This is a genomic window from Rhodobacter sp. SY28-1, from assembly GCF_005222785.1.
In the GTDB taxonomy this organism is placed as follows: Bacteria; Pseudomonadota; Alphaproteobacteria; order Rhodobacterales; family Rhodobacteraceae; genus Tabrizicola.
Genome location: NZ_STGH01000001.1, coordinates 624,364 through 651,128, shown reverse-complemented (window position 1 = coordinate 651,128; position 26,765 = coordinate 624,364). Strand labels below are relative to the sequence as shown.

General features: G+C 63.3%; 26 protein-coding genes and 1 pseudogene. 15 read left to right on the top strand and 12 right to left on the bottom strand.

The genetic code is table 11. From position 1 onward, the window contains the following. Positions 1-73 precede the first annotated feature (73 nt). Complete coding sequence (locus E8M84_RS03235; protein ID WP_137109731.1) at positions 74-658, top strand: dihydrofolate reductase family protein; 585 nt, start codon at positions 74-76, stop codon at positions 656-658. A 91-nt stretch (positions 659-749) separates the two neighbouring features. Further along, on the top strand, positions 750-1,424 hold the full coding sequence (locus tag E8M84_RS03230; RefSeq protein ID WP_137109730.1) for a helix-turn-helix domain-containing protein: 675 nt from the start codon (positions 750-752) through the stop codon (positions 1,422-1,424). Between the two features lie 13 nt (positions 1,425-1,437). Here E8M84_RS03230 and E8M84_RS03225 read toward each other — a convergent pair whose 3' ends face one another. The 3 genes from E8M84_RS03225 to E8M84_RS03215 form a co-directional block, all read right to left on the bottom strand. After that, positions 1,438-1,809 carry a VOC family protein gene (locus E8M84_RS03225; protein ID WP_137109729.1) on the bottom strand — a complete coding sequence of 124 codons (372 nt, stop codon included), beginning with the start codon at positions 1,807-1,809 and terminating at the stop codon, positions 1,438-1,440. Positions 1,810-1,860: 51 nt separating this feature from the next. Then, entirely contained in the window at positions 1,861-2,736 is an 876-nt protein-coding gene (locus E8M84_RS03220) for a PhzF family phenazine biosynthesis protein (RefSeq protein WP_137109728.1), read from the bottom strand. Between the two features lie 102 nt (positions 2,737-2,838). Continuing rightward, on the bottom strand, positions 2,839-4,050 hold the full coding sequence (locus E8M84_RS03215) for an epoxide hydrolase family protein (RefSeq protein WP_137109727.1): 1,212 nt from the start codon (positions 4,048-4,050) through the stop codon (positions 2,839-2,841). Positions 4,051-4,232: 182 nt separating this feature from the next. On the opposite strand from E8M84_RS03215, the gene E8M84_RS03210 reads away from it, so the two are divergent. The 6 genes from E8M84_RS03210 (at position 4,233) to E8M84_RS03185 (ending at position 10,378) form a co-directional block, all read left to right on the top strand. Then, positions 4,233-4,547: a helix-turn-helix transcriptional regulator gene (locus tag E8M84_RS03210; protein WP_137109726.1), complete on the top strand. Its 315-nt coding sequence runs from the start codon at positions 4,233-4,235 to the stop codon at positions 4,545-4,547. Then, a complete protein-coding gene (locus tag E8M84_RS03205; RefSeq protein ID WP_137109725.1) occupies positions 4,547-5,086 on the top strand; it encodes an SRPBCC domain-containing protein in 540 nt (179 codons plus the stop codon). The genes E8M84_RS03210 and E8M84_RS03205 overlap by 1 nt, the downstream gene beginning before the upstream one ends. A 30-nt stretch (positions 5,087-5,116) precedes the next feature. Beyond that, positions 5,117-5,584 carry an SRPBCC domain-containing protein gene (locus E8M84_RS03200; RefSeq protein ID WP_137109724.1) on the top strand — a complete coding sequence of 156 codons (468 nt, stop codon included), beginning with the start codon at positions 5,117-5,119 and terminating at the stop codon, positions 5,582-5,584. Positions 5,585-5,959: 375 nt separating this feature from the next. Continuing rightward, a complete protein-coding gene (locus tag E8M84_RS03195; RefSeq protein ID WP_137109723.1) occupies positions 5,960-7,306 on the top strand; it encodes a bifunctional 2-polyprenyl-6-hydroxyphenol methylase/3-demethylubiquinol 3-O-methyltransferase UbiG in 1,347 nt (448 codons plus the stop codon). Positions 7,307-7,521: 215 nt separating this feature from the next. Beyond that, positions 7,522-7,776, top strand: a complete 255-nt coding sequence (locus E8M84_RS03190) for a hypothetical protein (protein ID WP_170971839.1) — start codon at positions 7,522-7,524, stop codon at positions 7,774-7,776. A gap of 157 nt (positions 7,777-7,933) precedes the next feature. Beyond that, on the top strand, positions 7,934-10,378 hold the full coding sequence (locus tag E8M84_RS03185; protein ID WP_170971838.1) for a glycosyltransferase: 2,445 nt from the start codon (positions 7,934-7,936) through the stop codon (positions 10,376-10,378). Between the two features lie 7 nt (positions 10,379-10,385). Here the strand turns inward: E8M84_RS03185 and E8M84_RS03180 are convergent, their stop codons facing one another. After that, entirely contained in the window at positions 10,386-11,900 is a 1,515-nt protein-coding gene (locus E8M84_RS03180) for a methyltransferase domain-containing protein (RefSeq protein WP_170971837.1), read from the bottom strand. Between the two features lie 1,032 nt (positions 11,901-12,932). Between E8M84_RS03180 and E8M84_RS03175 the strand changes: the two genes are divergently transcribed. Next, positions 12,933-14,354 (top strand): serine/threonine-protein kinase, encoded by a 1,422-nt coding sequence (locus E8M84_RS03175; protein WP_170971836.1) that lies wholly within the window; start codon positions 12,933-12,935, stop codon positions 14,352-14,354. A 265-nt stretch (positions 14,355-14,619) separates the two neighbouring features. Here E8M84_RS03175 and E8M84_RS21910 read toward each other — a convergent pair. Further along, positions 14,620-14,798 (bottom strand): annotated as a pseudogene (locus E8M84_RS21910) (IS110 family transposase); the annotation flags it as partial. A gap of 184 nt (positions 14,799-14,982) precedes the next feature. Continuing rightward, entirely contained in the window at positions 14,983-15,582 is a 600-nt protein-coding gene (locus E8M84_RS03170) for a TetR/AcrR family transcriptional regulator (protein ID WP_137109718.1), read from the bottom strand. Positions 15,583-15,676: 94 nt separating this feature from the next. On the opposite strand from E8M84_RS03170, the gene E8M84_RS03165 reads away from it, so the two are divergent. Together E8M84_RS03165 and E8M84_RS03160 are read left to right on the top strand one after the other, a co-directional pair. Continuing rightward, a complete protein-coding gene (locus E8M84_RS03165) occupies positions 15,677-16,141 on the top strand; it encodes a (2Fe-2S)-binding protein (RefSeq protein ID WP_137109717.1) in 465 nt (154 codons plus the stop codon). Position 16,142: 1 nt separating this feature from the next. Then, a complete protein-coding gene (locus E8M84_RS03160) occupies positions 16,143-18,389 on the top strand; it encodes a xanthine dehydrogenase family protein molybdopterin-binding subunit (protein WP_137109716.1) in 2,247 nt (748 codons plus the stop codon). A gap of 112 nt (positions 18,390-18,501) precedes the next feature. Here E8M84_RS03160 and E8M84_RS03155 read toward each other — a convergent pair whose 3' ends face one another. The 6 genes from E8M84_RS03155 to E8M84_RS03135 all read right to left on the bottom strand — a co-directional run bounded on the left by E8M84_RS03155 (position 18,502) and on the right by E8M84_RS03135 (position 22,874). Next, a complete protein-coding gene (locus tag E8M84_RS03155; RefSeq protein WP_137109715.1) occupies positions 18,502-19,374 on the bottom strand; it encodes an EamA family transporter in 873 nt (290 codons plus the stop codon). Positions 19,375-19,386: 12 nt separating this feature from the next. Further along, positions 19,387-19,539: a hypothetical protein gene (locus E8M84_RS21395; protein WP_170971835.1), complete on the bottom strand. Its 153-nt coding sequence runs from the start codon at positions 19,537-19,539 to the stop codon at positions 19,387-19,389. Positions 19,540-19,557: 18 nt separating this feature from the next. After that, complete coding sequence (gene wrbA / locus E8M84_RS03150) at positions 19,558-20,181, bottom strand: NAD(P)H:quinone oxidoreductase (protein ID WP_137109714.1); 624 nt, start codon at positions 20,179-20,181, stop codon at positions 19,558-19,560. A gap of 85 nt (positions 20,182-20,266) precedes the next feature. Further along, positions 20,267-21,172 carry a LysR family transcriptional regulator gene (locus E8M84_RS03145; protein WP_137109713.1) on the bottom strand — a complete coding sequence of 302 codons (906 nt, stop codon included), beginning with the start codon at positions 21,170-21,172 and terminating at the stop codon, positions 20,267-20,269. Positions 21,173-21,190: 18 nt separating this feature from the next. Then, complete coding sequence (locus tag E8M84_RS03140) at positions 21,191-21,385, bottom strand: hypothetical protein (RefSeq protein WP_137109712.1); 195 nt, start codon at positions 21,383-21,385, stop codon at positions 21,191-21,193. Positions 21,386-21,473: 88 nt separating this feature from the next. Then, the gene (locus E8M84_RS03135) at positions 21,474-22,874 is read right to left on the bottom strand and encodes an MFS transporter (protein ID WP_137109711.1); all 1,401 of its coding nucleotides are present in this window, start codon (positions 22,872-22,874) and stop codon (positions 21,474-21,476) included. A gap of 196 nt (positions 22,875-23,070) precedes the next feature. Here E8M84_RS03135 and E8M84_RS03130 point away from each other — a divergent pair, with 196 nt between their 5' ends. The 4 genes from E8M84_RS03130 (at position 23,071) to cueR (ending at position 26,744) form a co-directional block, all read left to right on the top strand. Beyond that, the gene (locus tag E8M84_RS03130; RefSeq protein WP_137109710.1) at positions 23,071-23,262 is read left to right on the top strand and encodes a heavy-metal-associated domain-containing protein; all 192 of its coding nucleotides are present in this window, start codon (positions 23,071-23,073) and stop codon (positions 23,260-23,262) included. A 153-nt stretch (positions 23,263-23,415) separates the two neighbouring features. Beyond that, positions 23,416-25,938, top strand: coding sequence for a heavy metal translocating P-type ATPase (locus tag E8M84_RS03125; RefSeq protein ID WP_137109709.1), 2,523 nt, complete (start codon positions 23,416-23,418; stop codon positions 25,936-25,938). 11 nt (positions 25,939-25,949) lie between these two features. Beyond that, positions 25,950-26,207 carry a glutaredoxin domain-containing protein gene (locus E8M84_RS03120; RefSeq protein ID WP_137109708.1) on the top strand — a complete coding sequence of 86 codons (258 nt, stop codon included), beginning with the start codon at positions 25,950-25,952 and terminating at the stop codon, positions 26,205-26,207. Between the two features lie 81 nt (positions 26,208-26,288). Next, on the top strand, positions 26,289-26,744 hold the full coding sequence (gene cueR / locus E8M84_RS03115) for a Cu(I)-responsive transcriptional regulator (RefSeq protein WP_137109707.1): 456 nt from the start codon (positions 26,289-26,291) through the stop codon (positions 26,742-26,744). The last annotated feature ends 21 nt before the right edge of the window (positions 26,745-26,765 follow it).

Below are 26,765 nucleotides of genomic sequence, written 5' to 3'. Positions count from 1 at the left end.
TCGTCTCATTCCTCATGACGGGCCTCCAACTAGGGCTGCGTCACGATGCAACTTGGATGGAAAGGCGAAACTTATGGCAAATCTTATATTCAGCAATCTCATGTCGCTTGACGGGTTCTGTGCGGGTCCTGCGGGCGATCTGAACGGACTTCCCATGGGGGCAGAGTTCGACCAGCACAATCTGGACCTGCTGCGCGGTGCGGGGGCGCTTCTGTTCGGGCGCGTGACCTTTGACATTCTGCGGTCCTTCTGGCCGGAGGTGCTGAAGGAAATCGCGCCCGATCCCTTGCTGGCGGACATCGCCGGTCGGCTTGCCAAGGCGCGCAAGAGCGTGGTCAGCAATCAGTTGACGCTTGGCCCGACCGATCCCTGGGGCGATTCCCGGATCGTCAGAGGCGCGGAGGTCAACGCCCGTGTCCGCAGCCTGAAAGCCGAAACCGACGGCGATGTCGTGGCCTACGGAAGTCGTCGTCTGATGAACGCGTTGCTTGGTCATGGTCTGGTCGATGAACTGCACGTTCTTGTCGGCAACACTGTGCTCGGCGTAGGCGAGCGGCTCTTTCTGGCTCCGCCGTCCGGCCGATTGGCCGTGGTTGAACAGCGCCAGCTTCCGCAAAGCGAAACGGTCCTACTGCGCTATACCTGCAATCAGGGCTAGGCCTGCGCGCTTGCGCGGAGAATCCGGTATTCCGTACACCGATGAGTGGCGTCCGGTTGCCGGAAGTCACGGAAAACGCTAACCTCCGGCTATGGCCTTTGACTTCTATAGACGCGTCTCCTCGCATCCATGGATCGACAGCGTCTGGCGGTTTTCCTTTCACGACGACGGCGTCTATCGGGCGACGCCGGACGGATGCTGGCGCCTGTTCCTCCTACTGACGCCGGGTGCCGCGCCAAGGGTCGTCAATGTCGGCCAGAGGGCGAGACCAGTCGACGTGCCGCATCTGGCCGGGGAAGAGGTGGTGGCCATTGCCCTAGCCGGTCATGTCCACTTTGCCGACGACCCCGCACCTCCGACCGGCGCGAAAATAAGGTTCCTTCCGGTGCGTGACGGGGGGTTCGACGCCAAAGGGCTGATGCTTCCGTTGCCGACCTTCGACAATGCCGAAGCCATTGTCGCGGCAATGGAAAAGAAGCGCGTGCTCAGGACGAACGACCTGGTGGCCAAGGTGCTGGAAGGATCGGCTGATCCAGCGCCCGATCGGACGGTGCAGCACAATTTCATGCGCACGACGGGCATAACGCAAACGGATTTCCGGCTGATCCGACGGGCGCAGGAGGCCGTGCGTAGGCTGAAGGCCGGTGGTGCCGGCGCTGATGTCGCGGCCGAGCTTGGCTATGCCGATCAGCCGCACATGATCAAGTCGATCAAGAAGATCATGGGCTGCCTTCCGTCGGACCTTGAAGCGGTTCACCGGATCTGACGGGTTTAGGTTATTACATCAGACCAAGCGAATAGTCCGACGGCTGCCAGAGTTCGATCGGGTTTCCTTCGGGATCATGGATGCGCGCGAACTCACCGACCTCGCTGTTCCATTCGGGCTGCTGGTGAACTGTGATCCCTGCAGCACGAAGTTGTTCAAGCATCGCGGCAAGATCATTCACCCGGAAACAGAGCATCCACTGCTGCTCCGGGCGGCTAAAGTAGTCAGTGTCGACCCTGAACGGTGCAAAGACTGTCTGGCCACGCTCCTGCACCCAGGTTCGGTCATTGATGTCGACGCCAAGGACGTCCTCGTACCATCCGGCCAGAGCCTTTGGGTCTTTGGCGCGAAAGAACACGCCACCGATGCCGACGACTTTCTGCATGGTAACTTCCTCACTTGATCGTTTGGGGTTCACGGCAATCTGCTTTCCGGATCACAGGGAAAGTTGCCCCGTCATTACGACGACGCCAGAGCCACTCAATTCTGCGTCAGGAGCCATCGTGACACTCAAAATGCTTGGCCGACCCATCAGCCTTCCCTGCTCGATCGCCAACTGCTTCCTGGTCGAAAGCATCCCGTGATGGTCCAGATAGGCGCACAGGGGCCCGGCAGCCGTGCCGGTGGCAGCGTCTTCCCAAAGTCCCACTGTCGGGTTGAAGAACCGCGCGTAGGCCAGTTCGGGCGCACCTTCGTCGAAGGCGTAAAGATAGCAGCCCTCGGCCCCGCAGTCGCGGAGGCAGGGCAGCAGCGCCCGCGCATCAGGCCGTGCCGCGTCGACGACATCGCGCGAGTGCGCCCTGACCATCAGATGGTTCGCCCCGGTGTCGGCCACCCGCGCCTCGGGATGCTGCAGTAGATCGGCGGCCGTAAGGTCAAGCGCCGCTGCCAGGGCCGTAACATCGTCAACTGTCCGGCCAAGGGTCAGGGGCGCCTGCCGCATCGCGCCGTGGATGCGGCCGTCCTGCCGCCAGACGCGGATCGGCAGGACTTGGTCCCCGATTTCCTGATGGAAGATGACCGGCCGGTCCAGCGCGCCAAGCTGCCCGGTTTCGCCAAGCCAGATCCAGGCGCCCAGTGCGTTGTGCCCGGCGCCAAAGACCTCGGATCCGGCGGCCGTAAAGGACCGCAGTTTGCGCGTCGCCCGGTCGCTGGGAAAGATGAACGTGGTTTCAGCCTGGTTGAACTCGGCCGCCAGCTTTTGCATCACCTCGTCCGCCAGACCGGTCGCCGCATCGACCACGGCAAGGGGATTTCCCTGCAGCGGCGCTTCGGCGAAGACGTCAACAAGGGCAAAAGGATAGTCGCTCATTCGAGTCTCCATATGACCTTAGGTAGATAAAGCCAGGTACATCGGCCCTGTGTGGCAAACTGGCCGGTCGGACGGCAGTCCTCCGGCCAGAAGCAAGGCAGGTCAGCCGTTCAGCAGTGCGGCAAATTCCCGGAGGTCCTGAACGTAGAATGCGGGGTCCTCCCAGGCGGCAAAGTGACCGGCGGTCTCCAGGTCGTGGAACTGGACGACATTCCCGCCGGTCTGCCGGTCGGCCCATTCGCGCGGCATCCGAACCATGCCGGGGATCGGCGCTTCGGTCGCGACGGCAACCGGGACCTTGGTGTCTGTTCCAGTGGTTGTCAGTGGCTGCATGGCGTTCACATTGTAGATCCGGAAGGAGGACGCCGCGGTGCCGGTCAGCCAATAGATCATGATGTTGGTCAAAAGCGCGTCGCGGCCAAAGCGGCTATCAACCTCGTCACCAACGCCCATCCCCGCCATGAAGCTGAGGATCCAGGCGGCCAGCCCGACAGGCGAGTCGGTCATGCCAAAGGCCAGGCTTTGCGGTTTCGAGGACTGCACCATGTTGAATGCACCGTGCTGGAAGAACCATTGCTGCAAGGCTCCGGCGTATGCCTGCTCGGGTCCGCTGAGTGCCGCGAAGTCGGTGGTGTGGTCGGGATAGCCGACATCGGTCACATGATAGCCCAGAAGCTTGTCGGGATTGCGCTGCGACAGGGACATGGCAATGACCGATCCCATGTCGCCCCCCGCGGCGATGAACTTCGGATAGCCCAGAACTTCGGTCATCAGCTTTGCAGCAAGGTCGGCAACTGTGTCGAACGGCAACGCTGTTTTGCCAGAAAAGCCCGTGCCCGGAATTGAGGGGACGACGACGTTAAAATCCTCGGACAGGCGGTCGATGACTTTGTGGTAGCGGAAGAAGGAATCCGGCCAGCCGTGCAGCAGCAGAAGCGGCGTTGCATCCTTCCGGGCCGCAGGTTTGTGGACGAAATGCATGTCGATCCCGTCGATCGACACCTTGTAGTTCGGCAGGGCATTCAGCTCGGCCTCTGCCTTGCCCCAGTCATAACCGTTCAGCCAATAGTCGGTCAGCCGCTGCATGTAATCAAGGTTGGTGCCCATCATCCAGCCCGCCCCGACAGGCTCGTCCGGCCAGCGTGTCAACCGAAGCCGCGCCTTGAGGTCCTCGATGTCCGCCGCGGGAAAGGCAATCTTGAAGGGTGTCGGCGTGGTCATGGCAGTCTTCTCCTGTGCGAAGGTGGTGTGGGCGAAAACACCGCCAAGAAAGGTTGAAGCGGTGAGTGTGCTGGCGAACTGACGGCGGTTCATCTGGTCGATCCATGCTGGATTGCGATGAAGTCAACCTAGGCAAGGCGGCGGCCGGACGATTGTAAAAATGCGCAAACTTCCGGTGCCGGCTTCTGGAAGGCAGTGGCCCTACTTGCGCGCCCGCATCCGTCTGTTTCTTATATACCTTGACACGTATATTCCGCAAAAGGCATACTCCCCGCATGCCGCAAGACACTTTTGCCATCCTGGCCGAGCCATCCCGCCGCAGCATTCTCGACCGGCTTCGCACGGGCGAGGCAAGCGTAAACAGCCTGTCCGCCCAGTTGCAGATGACCCAACCGAGTGTTTCCAAGCACCTGAAAGTGCTGAAAGACGCGGGCTTCGTCAGCAGCCGTACCGACGCGCAACGGCGTATCTATCAACTTGAGTTTGACAGGATCAAAGCCATCGATGCCTGGCTTGAACCTTATCGAGAGCTATGGAGCCGGCATCTGGATGCCCTCGAACGCCATCTTGACCGAAAGCGTGATCACTGATGAGCGGTGCGCTTGATCTGGGTCCCCTGGCGGATGTGCGAAGCGAGATTTGGAACGGCCTTGCGACGCTGATCTTCACCAGGACGCTGTGCCATCGGCCTGAACGGGTCTGGCGTGCCCTCGTTGAACCCTCCGAGCAGTTGGAATGGCTGCCCTTCGTATCGGACCGACCGCTGGACAGCCTTGGCCCCGCACGTCTTCGGATGACGGATGACAGCGCCGACACCGGGTTGTTGGACGGCGAGGTCCTGGAAGCCGATTTTGCGCGACTACTTGTCTTTCGCTGGGGGGAAGACGTGTTGACGTGGGATCTGCAATCGGATGACACCAATACTGTCCTGATCTTGCGGCATACGACGACATTGCCGGATCACCTTTCCAGCTTTGCGGCCGGGTGGCATGTCTGCATCGCTGTCCTGGACCGCTTCTTGGAAAGCTGCCCAGTGGGGCGCATCGTGGGACTGCGTGCCATTCGGGCTGGAGCGCCAGAGCTGAAGGCGCTGTATTCCGCCCGGCTGGGGCTGCCGAAGAACGACTGATCCATCAGAAAAGCTCAAGGGAGAAGACCCATGCCCCAACTGGTCGAAGCTAAAGCCGTTCACGAATTCAATGTGCCCGCCGAGCGTGTATTCGACGCGTGGCTCGATCCGGTCAGGGTACGGTCGTGGGCAGCGCAACCCGTTCCCGGAATGCCCTCAACTGACGTACGCAGGATCGAAATAGACCCGCGCATTGGGGGCAAGTTCACCTTCACGGACATGCGAGAGGACGGCGAGGCGGTGAACTGGGGCTACTACCGCGAAATAGACCGGCCTCGAAAGCTCGTCTTCACTTGGTTCACCTCGGACGAAGAAGAGGAAGAGAACAATTCCGTTGTGACTCTTTCCATTGATCCGACGGCCAAGGGATGCCGCGCGACGATGGTGCACAGCATGGATCAGCGCTGGGCAGATTACGTCGATCAAACCGCCAACGCCTGGAAACTTCAGTTGCGCCAGATCGAGATGCATTTCGCAACCGCAGAAGATGAAGGCTAGCTGTCCGAGATCACACGATCCGGTCTTGCCCGTGGCATGTTTCCCTTCACCCGAGGGCAGTTGCACTATCTCCTCACTTACCCGGTCTACACCGTACGCATCCGGCACAAGGAGAAGAGCTACCCCGGTCAGCATCCCGCCATCACCGAACCTGATTGATACTCGCAAGCCGGTTTCCTCAGAGCATCATACAATTGGTCAGCCAAGGTCCCCGCCGAGGGCGATCCGGGTTCCTAAGCGCTATTCACCGACAATGGACAGGGCGTGGCATGTGACCTAACTTGACGATCCTGGGGATGCCACCCTGAGCGCAATTTAGCGGTGCGGATGCTGCGACCGACATGACCGGGTCGGGCACATGAATGGATCCAGGAGATGATCGAAGTCACATTCCATGACACTCCCCAGGTGCGCGCGGACTGTCCGTGCCGCGTCTGCGGGGCCACCGGCGGCCAGCATATCCTGACGGTGAGCAGTCACTTGGGCGAGCATCGCCTGATCGAGTGTCTGTCCTGCCTTTCTCACTACTTCGACGGTGTAGATCCGGTGATCGGTTACCACAGTTTCGTCAGCGAGGCTTTCTGGCTGGACTACGTCCAGGCTGGCGCCGGAATAACCACCATGCTCGCGCCACTCAATGCACTTGACCCGGTGCCAGAGGGCGATTTGATCGATGTCGGCTGCGGCTTTGGCTTTGTGGTTGATTACTGGTCTTCCAACCACGGGTCAGCGGTAGGACTGGAAAGTTCGTATTACGGCGAGGTTGGCCGCGCCAAGCTTGAGGTGGATATCCGTCCACAGATGCTGGACGCCTATCGCCATAGCGAGCCTGACCGCCAGTTTGCCGTGGTCTACTCCAGCGAGGTGATCGAACACACCCCGGACCCCGAAAGTTTCATGGAGGATCTTGTCTCAATGCTGGATCAGCGGTCAGTCCTTGTTCTGACCACGCCGTCGACCACAGCCATCGATCCAGCAAGCGATCGTGCGCGCCTTATTGCTGCACTATCGCCGGGCTTTCACTATGCGATGCTGTCTGAGCAGGCAATGCGGCACATGTTGAACCGTCGCGGCCTGCATTTCCGCATCGAGACGCATGACGGGCAGATGATCGTATGGGCCAGCCGGTCCGAACTTCCCGCCGTTGCCTACGGTCGGACGGACTGGCCGCGCTATTTTGCCTTTTTGGAGCGCTATGCCCGGCACAAGGATCCGCATATCGCCGGCGGTGCGCTGGCGCGACTGCTCAAGGACGGGTTGAACACCGGATTTGCCGATGTTGCTGAAGCAGCTTGGAACCGCCTTTTGGCGCTTGCGAGCGAGGCCTATGGACTCAATCTGATGCAGGCTGACATCGCGCGGCTACTTGAGATCCGCACACCCCTGGCCGAGCTTGAGCGCTACCCGTCCTGGCTGGGCACGGTACTCTTGTTTGGTGGGATTCTCGTCGGACACCGCGACAACGACCGGCGGACAAAGCTGCGGATGGTCGATGACGCGTTGACTGTCCTGCGGCGCCGCGCCGATGTCGATCTGCAGTTCGGTCAGGAGGCGCAAAGCTTCCTGCCCTTTGCGGAGCGTCAGTACGTCATCGCATTGTCCGAGGCGATGACTACCTCCCTGCTGGCAAGCGTTCAAATGGGCGACCATGCGGACCTGTCATCGTCGTTACAGGTTCTTTCCGACGTCCTGGCCCGGGCGCGCGGGGGGGACGCGCAATAAATGCCCCACGCCGCGCAATATATGAGACGATCCAATTGAGTTCCATCTCGCAGCCGCGAGCATTGACAAAAAACAACTAAGAGGCGAATACTACTATATTGGAGAAGGGCAAAGTGAAGTTGTAGTAGAGCGGAGGCGCCATGAGATCGCTTGCTAGTTCGACCGCACTCTTGACGCTATTCTTGTCTTGTCCAGCATTTGCGGACCCAACCGTGATGGTCGGCATCTCGGTGAACTTCGGCGGCGGGGAACAGCCCGCATGGGGTGTCACCGGCAAGATCCTGTCCAATGACAAGCCAGATCAGGTTGTCGGCGCCGCCGGGGCGACGTGGTTCTTTGAGGGCTATTGGGGTCTGGATGCAGGTATCGGCTACACCTTCGATGAAGGCGCAGCAACGCTGACCTATGACTTCTTGAATGAACGCCCGCAGTTCTCTGTCGGCTGGGCAGATATCGACAGCGTGTGCTGATCCCCGGCCTCGATCAGGATAGGGGGCTAGAAGGAACTGCTGGACGATGGTGCGACAGCATAGCCGCAAGACCGCTCTCGCCGCAGTTTCCCCGCGAAGATCAGTCAAATGGAAGCTTGCACTTCAGGTGATCGCGCCCCGTCTAGTCGATCGCGGCATGGCGTACCTGTCCCAAGGCCATGCCGACCTAGCCTATTGGAGCCTGATGAAGGCGGCCCGCCTTGGCCAGACCAGCGCTTCCTTGAGCATCGCGCTCGCGAGTGCGGCAATGAGGCGTCGCGACATGGCCGCCGCCGAACGGTGGTGGCGAGATGCACTGGCACAGGACCCGCAGGATGCAGACTCGCTGCTCAGCCTCGGAACGGCTCAATACCGCCAGCATAAGATCATTGACGCCATCGCCAGCTATCGCGGCGCGCTGGAGATTGCGCCAGAGCTTCCTGGGGCAAGGATTTCGCTGGCAATTGCCTATCTGGCAGCCGAATGCCCATCGCTCGCGCTGAACGAGGCTGAAGCGCTTCTCTCTCGAAACCCAGACCAGGTTGATCTGCGATTTGTGCGGGCTTCTGCCCTTATTCAGTTGGATCGTGCCCCGGAAGCGATTGCTGACCTGACTTGGCTTTACTCTGCTAAGGCAAATCCAGCTGAGGCGGCCCTACTGGAATGTGAGGTCCATCGTGCCTTGGGCGATTATGAGGCCGCCCTGATCCTTGCGGCGGAACTGTGCGAGGCATTTCCGACGCGCGCTGCCCCGCTCCGCTGTTTCCGGGAGATTTTCGCCGATTTCATGCAGGCTTCACCGACCGCCCGTGCCGAAGAATTCCTGACGGCGGTAGGCTTGCCGGTCCCGGCAACACGGTTGCGCGCTGATGATGCCTATGATGCGCCCGTACACCCCATTGACGTCGTGCTCCCCGTGCACGACGGACTTGAGCATCTGCAGGCCTGTCTGCGAAGCCTCGACAACCACCGCACCCCGGCTTTGGGTAGGATCATCCTTGTCGACGATGGATCTTCTCCCGCGACGCGGCGCTGGATGCAGGACGCCGCTCGTGGACGGGCTGACCTGCGGGTGATTCGGACCGGAGGCACGGTCGGCTATGCGCGCGCACTCGCAAGGGGATTGTCCGCAAGCCGCACAAAGCGCTTTGTAGCCCTGAACAGCGATTGCGTCGTAAGCGCGGGATGGCTGGACCGGCTGAACGCTGCGATGCCTGCGGATGGGCGTGTCGCGATGGTCGGGCCGCTGTCCAATGCGGCAGGCTGGCAGAACCTTGGCGATATCTTTGATGCCAACGGGAACTATACCGACACGCCGATGCCTTCAACGGACATGATCAGCCTGCTGCAAAGCAGGCTGGCGATGGTCAAGGTCTTCGGCGCGCCGGACAGTGCGCTGATTCACGGCTTTTGCGTGCTTGTCGATCGCCGCATCTATGACGCGCTGGGCGGGCTCGATCTTGACCTCTTTCCCTTTGGATACGGGGAATTCCAAGACCTCTCTTTGCGCGCCTTGGACGCGGGGTTTCATCTGCGGATCGCCGACGACTGCTATGTTGGCCATGCGCGCGGCGGCAGCATCGCGGGTCCGAGGCGGGTCGAGCTTTCGCGAGAGGCGCGCCGTAAGCTTTATCTGCGCCATTCGGCCCTCCGCTACCTCTCAGCAGAATGCATGGCTGCAGGAAATCGCCAGGTCGCCTTCGTGCGCCGTCGCTGTCGGGCGATTGAGACCCATTGTCCCGGCGAACCTACCGAAGTCTCTGCTCGTGCCCGGCTGACATCGCATGCGCGGCGCAGGGTCAGGTTTGCCGGGCGTCGCGCCGCAGTCTTCGTGACCTATGCGCCGGACGGACGTATCCTACCCTATACGCGGCATTACCTGCAGCGCCTTAAGGCGTTGGGTTTCGCGGTCGTCCTAGTGGTCAACGGTAGGTCGGACCTGCTGCCGTCAGTGGACTGCCTCGACCTCGCGGCCGTGGTGATTGCGCGGGACAATTCCGGCTTTGATTTCGGAGGGTGGCGCGATGCGCTCACGCGGTTTCCCAGCCTGTGGGACGCCGAGCTCTTGCTGTTCACCAACGACAGCATAATTGGGCCCTTCGCCTCGTTCGAAGCAGTTGTCGAACGAGTCGCGACCAGCCCCGCTCCGCTGTTCTTCCTGACCGAATCCGAGTTTGCCGAGCGGCACTTCCAAAGCTTCTTTTGGGGCCTTAAGGGCGAGGCGTTGCGGCATCCTGCAGTACAATCCTTCATGGCGTCGATCCGCGACTTGACTACCAAGACACATGCCATCTTCCAGTACGAGGTCTTTCTGCGACAGGTGTTCGAAGGCTTGCTGGGGCTGCGCTCTCTCTGTCTTTTCCCGCTTTCGGACCTGTCGGGTGTCGATCTGGACATTCGGCCGACCTTCAACCCGACCCACCACCTCTGGCGCGAGCTCTTGCGCAGCGGGTTCCCGTTCCTCAAAGGTGATTTCTGCCGGAAAAATGCACGGGGGCAAGCAGCGGCTATGTGGTTGCGCGAGTTGCAGGCCTGTGGCGGTGATCCCGAGCTCGCCCGTCTCCATGTCGAGGCGTTGCAGCTTCAGCGCACGGGTCGCTGAGGCGGACCTAAGCGTGGTCGTAGCTGCCAAGTGCCAGCCCGGGCGACCAGCCGCTGGTGTCCACAGGCACCTCGGCAATCTTGCGGGCGACGACCATCGTGAGCATGGGAGCCGGAGCCGAGGCCATGTGCATGACGCCTGACCCTGTTTCAGGCTGGTGTGGAACGACAGATGCGTGACCATCCTCGCAGCGGTCCAGGATTTCAAAGCCGGTGTTGATATTCAGAAGCGATGTCCAGCCATGTCGTGTAATCCGCCAGTAATCCCACGGCTCGGCATGCAGGGGCCAGATCGTCGGCATCCGGGCGATGAAGAGCCCGCCCGTCTTGAGGACGCGATTTGCCTCAAGAACAAAGCGCAACGGGGATAAGAGATGTTCCATGACCTCGGAAGAATAGACCATGTCGATTGATCCCTGTGCGATCAGGTCGGTCAGCCGGTGCGCGTCGCCCACGATATCAACGTTGTTATCGGCGAGATAATCCATCCCGACATAGGTCCAGCCCGCCTCGACCTTGCGGCGCATCCGGGCACTGGCCGGACCCCTGGCGCCGACCTCCAGAAAGACAGGCTTGCCTCCACAGGTTGCTAGATGTTCAGCGCAATATCGGTCAACCAGCATATGGCTGATCGGAAGAGCCTCGGGGTTCGTTAGGATATCCGTCACGGGCAGATCGATCACCGCCCCGCAGTCGAAACGGGCGTGGAGCGTCAGGTTAGCCCGGCGATCCGCGTCGGCAATTGTCTGGCGGGCCAATTCATGCCAATCGGCATAGACGCCCGAGATTGCGTGGCCCAGGCCTGAATGTCCCGGTCCGAACGCGTCCATCAAGGCCGGCGACGGGATGGGGTGGACCGGTCGGCTGGCGACAAGTTCTCCGTGCCTCGGTTGCAGATCCTGCAGCGCCCAGGTCCACCAGCGCGCCTGCAAGACCTCAAGATCGGTCGTCAGGCCTAGTCCGACCAGACGGCTGCCTGGCCTGACGATTTCGAATGTCAGCGTGAAGACGTTGTTGAGGACGGCAAAAGACTGGCAGATCGCATGCGCGTCGGCCACCCGACGCAGGGGAAGATGGCGGACGGGGTGAGGGCGTGCCTCAGCCACGGGCTGCAGGCTCGCCCCGGCACAGGACAGGACCGGACCGGCGGCATCGGTTGTGTCGCGGCCGAAAAGATAGATCCAGTCGACCGCCGAGACATAGGCAAGAAAAGACAGCTCGATCTGCAGCCCGTCGTTCTTGGACCAAACCTGCAGACGATCAACCTCTTCGCCCCGGAGCAGGATCGTCCCGTCGCGCGCGATATGAACGACGACCTTGCTCATTCGGCTGATCGAACCGTGAACCTCGATCCGTAGCACTTCGGCAGTTCCCAGGCGAACCCAGACCGTGAAGTCATGGCGGTGTCCCCCGAAAAAGGCTCCAAGAAGCGCGACGCCGCTCGGACCGTTGGGAGCGGAGGTCGCGACCAGAAGCCCCGCCTGATGGTGCAAAGTGCTGGAGCCGATCGGCGTCGGAGTCATCTCCGCTTGCAGATGCAGATGTTCAATTGAGGCCGACATTCAAGCTCCGGTGGGATTGCAGACGGACAAGAGAATTTCGGGCTTGGTCAGAGGAATGTGCCAGGGGCGCCATCCTGCGCCCGCCTTACCCGCCAGCTGGACAAAACCCCAAGCTTGCTTGAGCTTTGCTAAGCAGTCTGACGCGACCGACTCTAGATTTCCCGGCTTTGAGATTAGCAGATCAGTTTCTTCTGACAATGCCCCCGCAAAGTCTACCGCACCCGCGACGAAGCCCGTGCCGACGTGTTCGACTCATCGAGCGCTTCTACAATACGCGCGCATTTGAAACCTTTGCTACCTCAGCCCCATGGAGTTCGAGGCCCGCGCTATGCTAGCTTAACCTCCTGTCCATGAATGTTCGTGGGCTCCGTGGACCGGGACGGGTTCTACCGGCTGCTGACGGAGCGGTTGGGGAGGTTGTGAATCCAAGGGGCGGGCCAGAACCTCATCTGACGGTCCAGGTGGTGAGGCCGTTTGCAAGGCCCCCGCTTCCTGGCTCCGTGCATGACCCTGCCTTGGCGCTGGGGCCGAGGATTTCGTTTCATGCAGCGAATCGCTGCAGTTAGAGCGCGCCTACGTTTCGGCAAGTGCGGCGCAATGTCGCGATAACGCCCAAACCGTTAACCCAAAATTAACTGGGCATTAACAAAGCGCCGCGACCAAAGTCCGGCATTCTCGCCGGGTTGTCCGGGATTGTGGTCGGCACAGAATTGGCAGTCGAGCCTGTAACTGGCCGACACTAAAGAACATTGCAGTATTGCAACCGTGTGCAATATCCACCCTGGGTTGCAATCATCAAGGCAGTTTCCGTGAGCTGCCGCTTCTGCCAACCCTTCGACGACCCCGGCAATCCGGCCTTTTCCTTAAGCACGGAGTCGAGGGAAACGCCCAACTCCAGACACTTTCCGGATGCACCTTTGGGTAGAGTGGTGCAGCGGTAAGGACTCCCCCCAACTCCGCCGTCACTGCGGCCTGACAATGGATCTTCGTGCCATGTATGCCGAAACGATAGACACCGAAGCTGGCTTCTCCTCCCCGGATGAGCTTCCCCCCGGTTCGGTCCTGTTCCACGATCAGTACCGGATAGACAGCACAATCACCTGTGGCGGCTTCGGGATCACCTACTTCGCCACCGACCAGACCGGCAAGGATGTCGTCATCAAGGAGTGCTTCTCGGGCGCGCATAGCCGCCGGTTGCGCAAGTCCGTCCGGCCGCGCAGCGAAGGCTGCCAGCGCGAGATGGCGAAGATCCTGAAATGCTTCCTCAAGGAAGCCCGCAGCCTGTCCACCCTGCACCACCCCAATGTCGTCCGCGTGCACGAGGTCTTCCAGGAGAACGACACCGCCTACATGGTCCTGGACCGCATCCAGGGCGACGACCTCCTGAACATCATCGACGACAACCGGATCCTGCGCACCCCAGCCTGGATCATGACCCTCGCCATCAAGATGATCGCCGCCCTGGCCTATGTCCATGACAACGACATCCTGCACCGCGACGTGTCGCCCGACAACATCTTCATCAACACCGAAGGTGAGCCGGTCCTGATCGACTTCGGCGCCGCCAGCTGGATTTCCGACACCGGCAACGAAGCGAAATCCGCCCTGACCATCGTCAAGGACGGCTACTCCCCGCACGAGCTTTACTTCGCCGGCGGCAATGTCGGCCGGTGGAGTGATATCTACTCACTCGGCGCCTCGCTCTATCACGCCATCACCGGCGAGGCCCCCGCCGACAGCCAGACCCGGATCGCCGCCCGCGCCGCGCATGGACCCGATCCGGTCATCCCGCTGGCCGGGAACTTCGTCGGCTATCCGGCGGGGTTTCTGGAAAGCATCGACAAGGCCATGCATCTGTTCCCAGGAGAGCGGTACCAGACCGCCGAAGACTGGTTGGAGGATATTCGTCAACTCACCGGGCAAGAGGAATCGAACGTGAAACTGATTGACCGAGCCTTGGGCATCAAGCGGCCTGCCCGGCCGACCCGGCCCGCCCAGCCGAAGGCTGCACCCGACCCGGGGAAGGCCTCTGTTTCCACTCCAACCCTTGAAGGAAAAGCCATGTCTCTCGATATCTCTGCACTGAACGAAATCACCGGCTTCATCGGCGGTTGCCTCGTCGACAGCGAATCCGGGATGATGATGTCCGCTGTCGGCGGCGGGAAGTTCGATCTCGACGCTGCCAGCGCCGCCAACACCGAGGTCGTGCGCGCCAAGAACAGGGCGATCCAGATGCTGGGGCTGAACGACAAGATCGAGGATATCCTGATCACGCTCGGCAAGCAGTACCACCTGATCCGCCCGATGGAGAAGACGCCCACCGTCTTCCTCTATGTCGCGCTGGACAAGACCCAGGCGAACCTCGGCCTGGCCCGGGTCCAGGTGAAGAAGGTCGAACAGTCGATCGCGATTTGAACTCTAAGGACGCCGGGGGTCTCTTCCGGCGTTCACTGCATAACCTATAGGGCGAACAGTCGGGCGATCAGTACGGCGGCCATCATCGGTCCGATGCCAGGAACCGAGCGCAGGCGGCGGACTTCGGCGGCGAAAGGGTGCGGGTTTCGATCGGGGCGGCGATGGTTTCCTCGACCGCTTAGTGATGAGCCGGAAGCACCGCGGTCAGGGCCCCGATCTCGCGGGCAAGCCAAAGATCGCGGGCGATAGCGGCCCGATTCTTCGTGGCGCGCCACGAGAGCGGAAAGCCTTGCGCGATCAGGATCTTCCGGCGGAGTGGGGGTCAGTTCCAGTGCCCGGCCCATGCGGTCCAGCACGTCGGCGTCCGCCCGTGCGGTCCGTGCGGTCTATGTCAGACGCCCCGTGGCGCGAGCATTCGCGCGCCTGACTCGGGTTGCCGCGGGCGAAAGGGCTTGTCAGAGGAAACCCGCCTGGTAGGCTTATGGTCGCTCGTTTGTTGAGTTTCGCGGCTCGGTTTCATGGCATTAGCCTTGGAAGACAATAGCTTATGGTCCCAGTCGAAGTTGAGGGGCCGTCAAGCAGTGTGCATGGAGATTCCTCTGACTATGCCACTGGACCCAGTCTCGCTCTACTTGCTCGACAAAGCCTTTCCGAAGATCGCCGCAACGCGACCCTGGGCCGCGCGATAGTCGGCAAAGTCCTTTGCAAAGGATTTTATCCCGAATTTCGTCGCCATCACTGCTGCGGCAAACTCGTCGGCGGTGGCGTGCAGCCCGTCCAGGCTGAAGCGCCCCTCTGACACGCCAATCTCGATCCAGCGCGCGATGTGACGCGTGATCCGGGCGTGCGCCTCCACAACGGCCGCCTGCGAAAACGGACCGTTCGCCGACAGGATCTCGTCAGCGTGGGGCGAGTTGAGCATCGCTTCCACGGCCTCGCCGTCGATCGCATGGAAGGCGGCCAGCAGGACCTCGGCTGCGGGGCCCGGCTTGGCAAGCACCCGTTCGACGGCCTTTTCGGAGGTCTCGAAATGGATGCGCACCAGCGCGTTGAAGATGTCTTCCTTGCCTGCGTAGTGCAGGTAAAGCGCCGGGCGGGACATGCCCGCACCCGACGCGATATCGGCCATCGAGGTCCGCCGAAGCCCATAGCGCGCAAAGCATTCGAAGGCCGCGCGCAGGATCGCGGCTTCTTTCGTGTCGATCTGCGGCTCGTCCTGCATGGTCATGCGTACAGGATACGGGACCCCCGACCTGACGTCAAACCGGCCATTGACAAATTGACATATTGAGTCCAAATTGTCAGAAACAGCGGAGATCCTGATGTCCTTCACCCTCTCGGTAAACGGCGCCCGGCGCCAGGTTGACCTTCCCGGCGATGTTCCATTGCTGTGGGCGCTGCGCGACGGTCTGGCGATGACCGGCACCAAGTTCGGTTGCGGCGTCGCCGCCTGTGGGGCCTGCACCGTGCTGATTGACGGTGAAGCGGTCCGGTCATGCCAGGTCCCGCTGGCCGATGCAGGTGGCGAGATCACCACCATTGAAGGCCTTGGCCAGCCGGGTGCCCTTGCCCCGCTGCAGGAGGCATGGGTCAAGCACCAGGTCGCGCAGTGCGGCTACTGCCAGTCCGGTCAGATCATGCAGGCTGCATCGTTGCTGGCTCAGATCCCGGACCCGACGGACCAGGACATCGATGATGCGATGCAGGGCAACCTCTGCCGCTGTGGCACCTATCCCCGTATCCGCGCCGCGATCCATGAGGCTGCAACGATGATGAAGGCGGGCTGACATGGCATCCTGGAAAACCATCACCCGTCGGTCGTTCATTGTGCTGGGTGCTGCCGTTGTCGGTGGCGCGGCCTTCGGGGCCTACAAGGTCGCCGAAGTCCCGGCCAATCCTCTAACGCCTGCCCCTGGCTCCACTCCGCTCAATCCTTGGGTCATCATCAACGCGGACGGCATCACCGTCATCGCCCCGCGGGCCGAGATGGGGCAAGGGATTTCCACCACACTGGCCGCACTGGTGGCGGAAGAACTGGACGTCGACTGGGAACAGGTCCGCGTCTTGCACGGGCCGCCCGCCCAGGCCTATTACAACGCAGGCTTTGTTGAACGGATGTCGAACGAGCCCGATTACCAGCTCTCGCTTCGGGAAAACTCTCACAACGCCATTCTGGCTGCCGTGCCGAAGATCTTCTCGCTGCAGATGACCGGTGGCTCGACGGGCGCGATTGGTGGCTTCGTGCAGATGCGCCTGGCAGGCGCCGGTGCGCGAGAGGCCTTGAAGGCTGCTGCGGCCAAGCGGCTCGGCGTCCTGCCTGACACACTCAAAACAGAAGGCGGAAAGGTTATCGGCGAACAGACCTTCACCTATGCCGAACTGGCAGAAGAAGCCGCGACAATGGTGCCGGAGGACGTTCCGCTCCGCGACCCTTCGACCTGGCGCTACATCGGCAAGACAATGCCGCGCCTCGACATGGTGGGCAAGTGTACCGGGACCGAGACCTTCGGGATCGACATCACGCTTCCCGGCATGAAATTTGCTACGGTTCGCATGAACCCAAAGCGCGGCGGCGCCATGACCAGCTTTGACCCGGCCGCCGCGCTGTCGATGCCGGGGGTCGATCAAGTGGTCGGCCTTGGCAACGGCATAGCGGTCATTGCCAACAATACCTGGACTGCAATGCAAGCGGCGCAGTTGGTAGATGTTCAATGGGGCGACGCGGATTATCTGGTCGACACCGCTGCCATGATGACCCGCATCGAGGCGGCCTTTGCGACCGAGCCGGACTCGCGGCTCCGCGATGACGGCGAAGTCGAGGCTGAACTGGCCAAAGGCGACAGAATAGAAGCCGAGTACCGCATCCCTTTCCTGGCTCATGCTTCGATGGAGCCGCTGAACGCCACTGCCTGGGTCAAACCCGATGGCGCAGTCGAAGTCTGGTGTGGCAACCAAGCACCGATCATGACCCGGGATGCCATCGCATCTTCCCTTCGGATCGGGTCGGACAAGGTCAGGCTGCACACGCCAGTGATGGGCGGAGGTTTTGGAGGTAGAACCGATCCGGTACCGGCCGTGTTGGCAGCCCGCATCGCCGCCGCAATGCCGGACACTCCGGTCAAGCTGACCTACAGCCGCGAAGAGGACATGACGCAGGACTTCTATCGCCCTGCCGCCATCGCCCGGCTGTCGGGGCGGGTCGAGAACGGCAAAGCCACGGCACTATGGGGTCGGACTGCGGCGCCCTCGGCAAGCCGGAATGCCCTGTCGCGGCTGGTCGGGTTCGCGCCTCCCGGCCCCGATCGCGCGACCGTCGAAGGCGGGTTTGACCAGCCTTACGGTCTGCCGCACTACCGCTACGACGGCCATGTTGCCGACCTGACAGTGCCGCTTGGCTTTTGGCGGTCGGTTGGCAACTCGATGAACGCTTTCTTTCTGGAAAGCTTCATCGACGAACTGGCCCATGCGGCCAAGGCCGACCCGCTGACCTTTCGACTGGACCTTATGCGTGACACCCACGGGCCGTCGGCAACCCTTCTGGAAACCGTGCGGGACATGTCTGACTGGGACAGCCTGAAGCGCCCTGGCTTTGGGCGCGGCGTCGCATACTGCTACTCTTTCGGCACCCCCGTCGCTCAGGTGCTGGAGGTGCAGGATACCCCCGCCGGCATCAAGCTGACCCGCGCCTGGATCGCCTGCGACCCGGGCCTCGCCATGGACCCGGGCATCATTGAGGCGCAGATGACCGGCGCGGTGGTCTACGGCCTTTCCGCCGCAGTGCAGGGCGCCATCACCTTCGCCGACCAGTCGGTCGTTGAGCAGAACTTTACCAACTATGAGCCTCTCAGGATGCACACCACACCAGGGTTCGAGGTCAAGGTGCTGCAGAACAATGGAGCCTTCGGTCATATCGGCGGAGTCGGGGAGCCCGGCACTCCGCCAGCTGCGCCCGCTCTTGCAAATGCGCTCTACGACCTGACCGGAACCCGCGCGCGGAGTCTGCCGCTGAACCAGCTGTTCGAGTTTGCAACTTAGGAGGGTGAAGACCGCACATCGCGTCTTTGCAGTCGCTCTCGGCCCTTAGCGGACCGTCGGCACCTCCTTCCCTCGCTGCACTTCTTGGGGTCCATCCGTCAATGCAGCCTAGTTAGGAAGAGCTCGGCTTCAAGTTTTGCGAGCGGTTAGAGGCATAGCCCAGCCCGATCCCCGACATTACAAGGAATGCCCCAAGTAGCTGCGACGCCGTCAGATACTGGTCAAGCCAGATCCACCCCAACACGACCGCTGAGACCGGACTGAGCATCCCTAACATCGCCGTCACGCCGGGCCCAAGGCGCACGACGCCACGCAGCCAGAACCAGTATGTCGCCGCAGCGCCCACGAGACCAAGCCAAGCCAGACCAGCTAGGTTGGTCGTCGTCAAGGGCGGCAGGGGCGGCTCAATCAGCAGAGCGATCGGGACCAGTAGCAACCCTCCTGCGGTCAGTTGCCATGCGGTGAATGCCAGGATCGGGACCGGCGGTTGCCACTTCCGACTTAGGACGGTTCCTGCCGCCATAGAAACCGTGCCTGCCAGCGCCGCCACGATACCAAGGAGATCGTAGCCCGATGCCGGACCCAGAAGGAGGAGTGCCACGCCTCCGACACCCAGCACCGCCGCGATGATGGCAATGGCGGCGATGGGTGTGCCGAGGAGCCAACGGGAGAAACCGATGACCATCAGGGCCTGAAGTGCCCCGAGCGTCGCGGCCGCGCCTCCGGGAAGCCGGTAGGCCGCGATGAACAGTAAGGCCCAGAAGATGGCGAAGTTCAGCGCGCCCAGGACAAGGATCCGGCCCAGCCATTCCCGCGGCGGGAAGACCCGGGTGATTGCAAGGAGCAGGAGCCCCGCCGGGAGAGCGCGGAGCGCCGCGACCGTCAGCGGATACCCCGGCGGCAGGGATTCGGTGGTGACGATGTAGGTGCTTCCCCATATGATCGGGGCAACGGCGGTCAGGGCAAGGTCGAGCGCGCGGGGCATTGCTGACTCGCGTCAAACCGGGCGCAGGGTCGGCAGGACACGGGGCGCTAAGGCCCCGTCGATCCCAACGTCGCGGGCGAGATGTGGACCAAGCCGGTTGGCCAGTTTGGTCAGTTCAGCCTGCAAGGCGCGCTGCTGCCAGGAGCGGGCGATAGATCTTAGCATGATGCTTTCCCCCTCCGATCAGGCGGCCAGCCGCGCAGCGGTGCCGGCGGTCAGACGGGCGGCGATGTCGGCGACATGCGCGCCAAGGAACCGGGCGCCCGCAAGCTCGGTCGCGTTGGGGCTGAACCCGCCGTCCGACCCCGCGATGGTCCCCGCACCGTAGGGAGCGCCACCGATGATGCCGTCGCCCGAGGTCTGTCCGGCAAAGCTGTAGGGCAGCCCGGCGATCAAGAGACCGAAGTGCTGCAGCGCGATCTGGGTGGAAAGCATCGTCGCTTCATGCCCACCATGCTGCGAACCGGTCGAGACGAAGACTCCGGCCACCTTCCCGACCAGCGCGTTCCGCATCCAGAGGCCTCCGGCCTGGTCGATGAACTGCTTCATCTGCCCGGCCATCAGGCCGAAGCGGGTCGGCGTGCCGAAAAGGATGCCGTCGTAACTGGCCAGATCGGCGGGCGTGGCAACGGGGGTGTCGTCGTCGACGAAGCCGGAGCTTTTCCGGACCTCCTCCGGCACCGTTTCGGGAATGCGGCGGATGTCGACCGTGGCTCCGGCGACAGTCCGGGCACCTTCGGCCACGGCATCGGCCAGGGTGCGGACATGGCCGTAGCTGGAATAGTAAAGCACGAGTATGCGGGTCATCTGATCCTCATGGGCAGGGGTTTCTCTGCCCGGAAGATCAGTCATGGCTGCGCCAGGAAACATCGGTTGCGGCGCAAGACAGTCTTTACGAGGAAGAGGGTAGTTCCCCGGCCAGCGCCTGTTCCAGATGGTCGAGGAAGGCGGCGATCCGCAGGTCCTTGGACGGACTGGACGCAGAAATCGCCCAGATCTCGCGCGGGGGGAGCTCGAAGCCGGGCAGGACGCGAGTGAGGGCGCCGGAGGCTTCGGGCGCGCGGGAGATGAAGTCGGGCAGCGTGCCAAGGCCGCAGCCGGCGATCAGGAGGTCGCGCAGCACGAAGCTGCTGCTGACCCGCGCCCAGGGGTCGACGGCGACGGTGCAGGCCCCGTCCGGGCCGCGAAGGTCCCAGCTGGTCAGATGTTCCGACAAAAGGTAGCCGACAACGTCATGCCCGGCGATGTCGTCAGGCGTCGCGGGTGTGCCCCGTTCGGCCAGATAGGCGGGGGAGGCGAAGATGCCGACCTTGACTCCGCCGATCTTGCGCGCGCGGAGCGTGGAGTCCTTGAGGCTGGACCGGATGCGCAGGGTTAGGTCGAAGCCGCCCTCGACCATGTCGACCACCCGGTCGTCCAGCGTCAGGCTGACCCGCAGGTCGGGGTAGCGCCGGAAGAAGGCCGGGAGCATGGGACCGATGACCAACTGCCCGAAGGACGAGGGCGCATTGATCCGCAGGTGTCCCACAACCGCCCGGGCGCTTTCGCGGATCCTGTCCTCGACCCGGTGGACGGCGTCGAGGATACCCCTCGCCTCGTCATAATAGACCCGTCCCGCCTGGGTCAGCGACATGCTGCGGGTCGTGCGGGTGATCAGCGTGGTGCCGAGGCTGTCTTCCAGCAGCCGCAGCTCGCGGCTGAGGAGCGCGGAGGAGACGCCCAGATCCTCGGCCGCACGGGCGAAGCTGCCGCGATCGACGATGCGGCAGAAGGCCTGCATGACCGAGAGCTTGTCCATCTTCCCGTCCCGACCTAGTCAAACTGCAGGATGGAGAATGATGGGTGGCTGTCCTGCGGGCAAGGCGGATGATCGATCGTGAGCTGTATCGGGGGTATGCGGGCTGTCGATGCCGATGTCACGGGCGAGGTGCGGGCCGAGACGCAGGGCGAGCGCGGCCCTGGCTTTTTCGTGGGAATAGATGCGCCAGGCGCGGGCGAGATGGGTCAGCATTTCAGGGTCCTTTCGACCGGATGGGGTGTCTGTTGAATTGGGAGGGGTGGCTCCGCGCCCCGGTTGGCAGGGGCGCGGAGGTGGTTCGTCAGCCGACTGGAACGTCGGCAGCGGCGGCCCCACCGCGCACGAAGATCAGCGAGGCGAGGGAAGCCATTCCGGCGACCACGGCCGCACCGATGAAGGCGGTCTGGTAGCCCGCGAGCATCGCGTCCGGTTCGCCCTGCATCGAGGCGGCGAGCGAGACCATCACGGCAAGGCCGAGGGCCGAGCCGACCTGGTAGGTCGTGTTGATAAGGCCGGAGGCGAGTCCCATGTCCTGCGGCGCCGCGCCGCCCATGCCGGTCATGGTGACCGGGATATAGGCCAGCGACATGCCGATGGCGGCCAGCAGCGACAGAGGCAGCACGTTCGCCGCGAAGGTCCCGTCAGCGGGCAGGCCTGCGAAGAGGGCAAGCGACAGCGCCAGGGCCAGAAGGCCCGTCACCATCACTGGCTTGATGCCGAAGCGGCCGATCAGCGGCCCGGTCAGGCGGACCATCATCACCATGATGACCAGCGTCATCGGCAGAAGCGCGAGGCCCGAGCCGAAGGCCGACAGGTTCAACACGGTCTGCAGATAAAGGTTCAGGAAGAACCACAGCGGGATCCAGGCCGCGCCAAGGAGCGCCATCACGAGGTTGCCCGCGGCCAAGCCCGGCGCGCGGAAGATGCGCAGCGGCAGGAGCGGGCTTTTCGACGCGGCCTGCAGCCAGAGGAAAGCCACAAGAAGGACCGCCGCCAAGGCCAGAAGGCCCAGAGTCTGCGGGACGAACCAGCCCACATGCTCACCCGTCACGATGGCATAGACCGCCGCGACGATGGCCCCGGTCACGAGGGTGGAGTCGATCAGGCCAATCTTGCCCCGGGTGCCCGGAATGGCGCGCAGGATCGAGGGGCCGGCGGCCAGCACGGCAAGGCCGAGCGGCAGGTTGATGAGGAAGGTCCAGGACCAGCTCATCCATTCGGTGATGACGCCGCCCAGGAAGACGCCCGCGGTGCCACCGGCGGCGGCCGATGCGCCCCAGAAGCCAAAGGCCTTGCCAAGCTCGGCAGGTTGGCCGCCGAAAAGGCGCATCAGGATGGTCAGCGCGGCGGGGGCGATCAGGGCCGCGCCGACGCCTTGCAGGGCGCGGCCCGTCAGCAGCACTTCCTGGCTGCCAGCTAGACCAGCCACGGCCGAGGCGCCGGTCAGGATGGCGTAGCCCCACAGGAAGATACGGCGCGCACCGAAGACGTCGGCGAGCTTGCCGCCCAGAAGGAGGAGACCGCCGAAGGCGATGACATAGGCGTTGAAGATCCAGCTCAGGCCCTCGTCTGTAAAGCCGAGGTCAGCCTGGATGGCGGGCAGGGCCACGCCGATGATCGAGGTGTCGAGGATCACGATGAACTGCGCGGCGCAAAGCAGCGCCAGCGCCTTCCACCGCTTGGGATCGAGTGAGGGTGTCATGGTTTTAGTCCTTCGAAGACAGGGGTTGTGCCGGGGCGAATCGCCCGGTCCTCCCTGTCGTCGCGGTTCCAACGCTGTCAGGGTCAAGCACCTGGTCCGAAGTTTTTTTCAGGGTGGGGGTGTTGACCTTCCAACACTGGAAAACCCCATCTCGGCGCAACGGCACCTTTGCCGAACGTGATGAAAGGACCTGAACATGCTTGAACTTACCCTTCCCGGAATGACCTGCGGCGGCTGCGCCCGGGGCGTGACCGCCGCGATCAAATCCGTCGATCCGGCGGCCGAGGTCGTGACCGATGTCCCCGCCCGCAGCGTGCGGATCGAGACTTCGGCCAAGCCCGAAGCCATCAAGGCCGCTGTGGCCGAGGCGGGTTACACCGCCGCTTGAACCCAACGGACAAGCAGCTGACGGAGTGGGCCGGGAACCATTTCCCGGCCCGTTTCCTTTCCTGGACAGGGCCGCGACAAGGCGCTTGACCCTGACATCGTTGGAAGCCCCAGAACCTGATTCGACGCATCTCGCATCGAAAGGATTCCCACCATGAAGGACGTCATCGACAGCCCGTCCCCGACACTCCACGACAGCCTCGGCATCACCGGCATGACCTGCGCGTCCTGCGTGGCCCGGGTCGAGAAGGCTATTGCGAAGGTTCCGGGAGTGGCCTCGGCCTCGGTCAACCTGGCGACGGAACGTGCCGATATCCGCTACGACGGCGCGCCGGTGCGCGAGGCGGTCGTCGCTGCGATCCGGGGCACCGGCTATGATGTCGAGGCCGCGACGCTGGAGGTCGGGATCGAGGGCATGACCTGTGCCTCCTGCGTGCTGCGGGTGGAAAAGGCGATTGCCGCGGTGCCGGGCGTGCTGTCGGCCTCGGTCAACCTTGCGACCGAGCGGGCGACGGTGCAGGCCACCGATGGCTCGCCAACGATGGCCAGGGCCATCGAAGCCGCCATCCGCGGGGCGGGGTATGAGCCGCAGGCCGCGAAGATCGATGCCACGGACAAGGCCGCAGCGCGCGAGGAGGAGCAGGGCCGCCTGAAGCGTGACCTTCTGATCGCAGGCGGGCTGACGCTGCCGATCTTCCTGCTGGAGATGGGCAGCCACCTGATCCCCGCCTTGCACCACTGGCTGGCGATGAGCGTGGGGCGGACGCCGCTTTACCTGCTGTATTTCGCGCTGGCAACCATCGTGCAGTTCGGCCCCGGCCTGCGCTTCTACCGCAAGGGCGTTCCGGCGCTGCTGCGGCTGGCGCCCGACATGAACTCGCTGGTCGTCCTCGGCTCCACCGCCGCCTGGGCCTATTCGGTCGTGGCGACGTTCGCGCCGGGGCTGCTGCCGCAGGGCACGGCGAACGTCTATTTCGAGGCCTCGGCCGTCATCGTCACGCTGATCCTGCTGGGCCGTTTCCTGGAGGCCAAGGCCAAGGGCCGCACTTCCGAGGCGATCAGCCGGTTAATGGGCCTTCAGGCCAAGACCGCCCGCGTCCAGCGCGGGGCGGAGTTCGTCGATGTCGCGCTGGACGAGGTGCAGCCGGGCGATGTGGTCCAGGTCCGCCCCGGCGACCGGGTACCGGTGGACGGCACGGTGCTAACCGGGTCGTCGTTCGTGGACGAGGCGATGATCTCGGGTGAACCAGTGCCGGTGCAGAAGGGCGAAGGCGCGCCCGTCACCGGCGGAACGATCAACAAGACCGGCAGCTTCACCTACCGGGCCGAGAAGGTCGGCGCCGACATGATGCTGTCGCAGATCATCCGCATGGTCGAAAGCGCGCAAGGGGCGAAGCTGCCGATCCAGGCGCTGGTCGACAGGGTCACGGCCTGGTTCGTGCCTGCCGTGATGCTGGCCGCCGCGCTGACCTTCGGCGTCTGGTGGGTCTGGGGGCCTGACCCGGCGATCACCTTCGCGCTGGTCAACGCCGTCGCCGTCCTGATCATCGCCTGCCCCTGTGCGATGGGCCTGGCCACGCCGACCTCGATCATGGTCGGCACCGGCCGCGCGGCCGAGATGGGCGTCCTGTTCCGGAACGGCGAGGCCTTGCAGAGCCTGACCTCGGTGGACGTCGTCGCGCTGGACAAGACCGGGACGCTGACCGAAGGCCGCCCCTTGCTCACCGACCTCATCCTCGCCCCCGGCTTCTCGCGCTCGGACGTGCTGGCGCTGGTCGCGGCGGCCGAGGCGGGGTCAGAGCATCCGGTTGCCACGGCCATCGTCGACGCGGCACGGAGTGAAGGGCTGATCCTGGCCGAGGCCGACGCCTTCGAGGCGATCCCCGGCTACGGCATCCGGGCCAGCGTGGGCGACCGGCGGGTCGAGGTGGGGGCCGACAGGTTCATGACTTCGCTTGGACTAAAGACCGCCGACTTTGCCCAGACTGCGGCTGTGTTGGCAAGCCGCGCGCGGACCCCGCTTTACGTCGCCATCGACGGTAAGGTCGCCGGCCTGATCGCGGTGGCCGATCCGATCAAGCCGACGACCCCTGCGGCCATCGCGGCGCTGCACAAGTTGGGCCTGAAGGTCGCGATGATCACCGGCGACAACCGGCGCACGGCCGAGGCCATCGCACGGGAATTGGGGATCGACGAGGTGGTGGCCGAGGTCCTGCCAGAGGGCAAGGTCGCCGCGCTGAAGGCGCTGCGCGAGGGCGGCCGCAAGGTGGCTTTCGTCGGCGACGGGATCAACGACGCCCCGGCGCTGGCCGAGGCGGATGTGGGCCTTGCCGTCGGGACTGGCACCGATGTCGCCATCGAAAGCGCCGATGTGGTGCTGATGGGCGGCGACCTCGGCGGCGTGCCAAAGGCCATCGGACTGTCGCGGGCCACGCTGCGTAACATCCGGCAGAACCTGTTCTGGGCCTTCGCCTACAATGCCGCCCTGATCCCGGTTGCGGCGGGGACGTTGTATCCCGTGAACGGCACGCTTCTGTCGCCGATGCTGGCCGCAGGCGCGATGGCGCTGTCGTCGGTCTTCGTGCTGGGCAACGCGCTTCGGCTCAAGCGCTTCGCCCCTGCCAACCCGGCGCGCCAAGCTCCGGGAGAGGCCCTATCCGCGCAAACCCTGTCCTAAAGGAGGCACCGATGTCCCATTCCCATGTCGAGATCTACACCACCCCCACCTGCCCCGACTGCGCCACGCTGAAGCGCTGGCTGACGGCCCAGGGAGTCCACTATGTCGAGCGTGACCTGACCAACCCTCGCATCGCGGAAGAGGCGCGTCGCCGGACCGGCCTGCGGATCGCGCCGATCACCTTGGTCGATGGCAAGGCAATCTGGGGCACGGCCGCCGAGCAGTTGCCGCGCCTTAGGCGGCTTCTGGCCGCTGATCACGCCTTTTGAGGCCGAACTCCAATTCGGGCTTGACCTTCCAACGATGGGAAGGCGCAGGCTTCTTGTAGTCACCCAGAAGGGAGATGAGTCATGAACATCGGCGATATCGCGAAGGCCACCGGAATCTCGGCCAAGATGATCCGCTATTATGAGGAAACCGGCCTGATCCGCCCCGCCACGCGGACGCTTTCGGGTTACCGGGTCTACTCGGACAACGACCTTCAGACGCTGCGCTTTGTCCGCCGCGCGCGTGACCTGGGCTTCACGGTCAAGCAGATCGACGATCTTCTTACCCTTTGGCGCGACCGCACCCGGGCCTCCGCCAGCGTGAAGGAGATCGCACTGGGCCATGTCGCGGCGCTGGAGAAGAAGATGCAGGAGCTGAAGGAGATGTCCGACACGCTTTTGCACCTGGCCTCGCATTGCCACGGCGACACCCGACCGGACTGCCCGATTCTGACGACGTTGGGCAGCACCGAGGCGGTGGCTCCGCTGCCCAGGACCCGCGACCGGCGCAAGACACGGGCCTTCGATCGCGTCCGCTGACGCCTGAGAAAGGAAGACCAC

Bases quoted from the DNA above. Each gene is read 5' to 3' on its own strand.
- E8M84_RS03210 (WP_137109726.1), top strand. From the start codon at position 4,233: ATGCCGCAAGACACTTTTGCCATCCTGGCCGAGCCATCCCGCCGCAGC.
- E8M84_RS03205 (WP_137109725.1), top strand. From the start codon at position 4,547: ATGAGCGGTGCGCTTGATCTGGGTCCCCTGGCGGATGTGCGAAGCGAG.
- E8M84_RS03220 (WP_137109728.1), bottom strand. From the start codon at position 2,736: ATGAGCGACTATCCTTTTGCCCTTGTTGACGTCTTCGCCGAAGCGCCG.
- E8M84_RS03225 (WP_137109729.1), bottom strand. From the start codon at position 1,809: ATGCAGAAAGTCGTCGGCATCGGTGGCGTGTTCTTTCGCGCCAAAGAC.
- cueR (WP_137109707.1), top strand. From the start codon at position 26,289: ATGAACATCGGCGATATCGCGAAGGCCACCGGAATCTCGGCCAAGATG.
- E8M84_RS03125 (WP_137109709.1), top strand. From the start codon at position 23,416: ATGAAGGACGTCATCGACAGCCCGTCCCCGACACTCCACGACAGCCTC.
- E8M84_RS03165 (WP_137109717.1), top strand. From the start codon at position 15,677: ATGTCCTTCACCCTCTCGGTAAACGGCGCCCGGCGCCAGGTTGACCTT.
- E8M84_RS03200 (WP_137109724.1), top strand. From the start codon at position 5,117: ATGCCCCAACTGGTCGAAGCTAAAGCCGTTCACGAATTCAATGTGCCC.
- E8M84_RS03195 (WP_137109723.1), top strand. From the start codon at position 5,960: ATGATCGAAGTCACATTCCATGACACTCCCCAGGTGCGCGCGGACTGT.
- E8M84_RS03235 (WP_137109731.1), top strand. From the start codon at position 74: ATGGCAAATCTTATATTCAGCAATCTCATGTCGCTTGACGGGTTCTGT.
- E8M84_RS03185 (WP_170971838.1), top strand. From the start codon at position 7,934: ATGGCGTACCTGTCCCAAGGCCATGCCGACCTAGCCTATTGGAGCCTG.
- E8M84_RS03160 (WP_137109716.1), top strand. From the start codon at position 16,143: ATGGCATCCTGGAAAACCATCACCCGTCGGTCGTTCATTGTGCTGGGT.
- E8M84_RS03155 (WP_137109715.1), bottom strand. From the start codon at position 19,374: ATGCCCCGCGCGCTCGACCTTGCCCTGACCGCCGTTGCCCCGATCATA.
- E8M84_RS03130 (WP_137109710.1), top strand. From the start codon at position 23,071: ATGCTTGAACTTACCCTTCCCGGAATGACCTGCGGCGGCTGCGCCCGG.
- E8M84_RS03215 (WP_137109727.1), bottom strand. From the start codon at position 4,050: ATGAACCGCCGTCAGTTCGCCAGCACACTCACCGCTTCAACCTTTCTT.
- E8M84_RS03120 (WP_137109708.1), top strand. From the start codon at position 25,950: ATGTCCCATTCCCATGTCGAGATCTACACCACCCCCACCTGCCCCGAC.
- E8M84_RS03135 (WP_137109711.1), bottom strand. From the start codon at position 22,874: ATGACACCCTCACTCGATCCCAAGCGGTGGAAGGCGCTGGCGCTGCTT.
- E8M84_RS03140 (WP_137109712.1), bottom strand. From the start codon at position 21,385: ATGCTGACCCATCTCGCCCGCGCCTGGCGCATCTATTCCCACGAAAAA.
- E8M84_RS03230 (WP_137109730.1), top strand. From the start codon at position 750: ATGGCCTTTGACTTCTATAGACGCGTCTCCTCGCATCCATGGATCGAC.
- E8M84_RS03180 (WP_170971837.1), bottom strand. From the start codon at position 11,900: ATGACTCCGACGCCGATCGGCTCCAGCACTTTGCACCATCAGGCGGGG.
- E8M84_RS03145 (WP_137109713.1), bottom strand. From the start codon at position 21,172: ATGGACAAGCTCTCGGTCATGCAGGCCTTCTGCCGCATCGTCGATCGC.
- wrbA (WP_137109714.1), bottom strand. From the start codon at position 20,181: ATGACCCGCATACTCGTGCTTTACTATTCCAGCTACGGCCATGTCCGC.
- E8M84_RS03170 (WP_137109718.1), bottom strand. From the start codon at position 15,582: ATGACCATGCAGGACGAGCCGCAGATCGACACGAAAGAAGCCGCGATC.
- E8M84_RS03190 (WP_170971839.1), top strand. From the start codon at position 7,522: ATGGTCGGCATCTCGGTGAACTTCGGCGGCGGGGAACAGCCCGCATGG.
- E8M84_RS03175 (WP_170971836.1), top strand. From the start codon at position 12,933: ATGTATGCCGAAACGATAGACACCGAAGCTGGCTTCTCCTCCCCGGAT.
- E8M84_RS21395 (WP_170971835.1), bottom strand. From the start codon at position 19,539: ATGCTAAGATCTATCGCCCGCTCCTGGCAGCAGCGCGCCTTGCAGGCT.